Source organism: Cuspidothrix issatschenkoi CHARLIE-1, assembly GCF_002934005.1.
Taxonomy (GTDB): domain Bacteria; phylum Cyanobacteriota; class Cyanobacteriia; order Cyanobacteriales; family Nostocaceae; genus Cuspidothrix; species Cuspidothrix issatschenkoi.
Map to the genome: position 1 here is coordinate 1 of NZ_PGEM01000174.1, position 1,463 is coordinate 1,463.

Genomic DNA, 1,463 nt, shown 5'->3' on the forward strand with positions numbered 1-1,463 from the left:
GGACTTACGCAACTGGCACAGCGATCGCTAATTATTAGTATATGTGTACTGCAATAATGAAGATGTTATTGAATCAGACTGATTGAGAATTGTTAATAGTAATAGATTAAATAAATGACGGGTATTAATTTTATGAGAGAATGATGATAGGGTGCATTAAGAAATTAATTAACGATGAAATTTACTAAACTTAATTACTGCCAGTATTTACTTAGCAGTCAAATCAACTACACAATGACTAATCTAGCAGAACATTTAGACAATATTAGTCACGATAAAATTAATTATTATTTAAAAAATGAGAAATTGACTCCTCGGTTACTTTGGGATAATGTGAAAGATATAATTGTCCCGGACGAGAATGCTTATATTATATTTGATGACACAGTTTTAGACAAAAGATTTTCAGAAAAGATTGAAATGGTGCGAAGGCAATATAGTGGAAATGAGCATGGCATCGTCAAAGGAATTGGAATAGTCAATTGTATATATGTTAATCCTAAAACTCTCAAATTTTGGGTAATAGATTATCGTATTTTTAACCCTGATAATGATGGTTTAAGTAAAGTTGACCATGTGAAAAATATGTTGCAAGGGCTTGTATATCAAAAGGTTCTACCATTTGACACAGTTTTAATGGATACTTGGTATGCAGTTAACAATTTAATGCTTTATATTGATAGTCTAGATAAAGTTTATTATTGTCCTTTAAAGATTAATCGTTTGGTTGATGATAGTTTTGGCAAAGAAAAATATAAAAATATTGAATCATTGTCATGGAGTGAAGATGAGTTAGAATGTGGTAAAATTATCAAGATAAAAGCATTCCCCTCTGAGAAAAAAGTGAAGCTATTCCGGGTTACTATCTCTACCGATAGAACGGACTATATCGCAACTAATGATATATCTCAAAGTTCTATGGATGTTACACAACAGGTGTGTAAAATCCGTTGGAAAATAGAAGAGTTTCACAGGGAGATAAAACAATTAACTGGCATTGAATCATGTCAGTGTCGCAAAGGTCGTCTTCAAAGAAATCATATAGCTTGTGCTATGTTGGTTTGGCTAAGACTAAAAAACTTAGCTTACAACACAGGTCAAACTATTTATCAAATTAAGCATAATTTGCTTTCTAATTATTTAATAGGACAACTAAAACGTCCAGATATTGCTATGTCAATGGTTTAGTCTTTAGGTGATCGGTGCGGCTACGCCGCACCATCGCTTGTGCCAGTTGCGTAAGTCCTAAAGACGACCTTTAGCCGCTTGTCAAGCTGTAATATGTGCGGCTTGATGGCCTGACCATGTTGATAAAAATTGCCCCCAGTCTTTTCGGGATTTAGCTACAGAATATATTAATAATTTTGCGAAAAAAGCAGCAACAGATAAAGAATTATCTAAACATTGTTCTACAGAAATTTGGAGTAAATGGCAGGTTTTAGCTAAACCAGAAAATCAATTAG

At 33.0% G+C, this 1,463-nt stretch carries 1 protein-coding gene; it reads left to right on the forward strand.

The window, feature by feature from the left end; genetic code table 11:
- Positions 1–174: 174 nt before the first annotated feature.
- A complete protein-coding gene (locus CUN59_RS19045) occupies positions 175–1,188 on the forward strand; it encodes an IS701 family transposase (protein ID WP_104389315.1) in 1,014 nt (337 codons plus the stop codon).
- Positions 1,189–1,463 lie beyond the last annotated feature (275 nt).

Bases quoted from the DNA above. Each gene is read 5' to 3' on its own strand.
- CUN59_RS19045 (WP_104389315.1), top strand. From the start codon at position 175: ATGAAATTTACTAAACTTAATTACTGCCAGTATTTACTTAGCAGTCAA.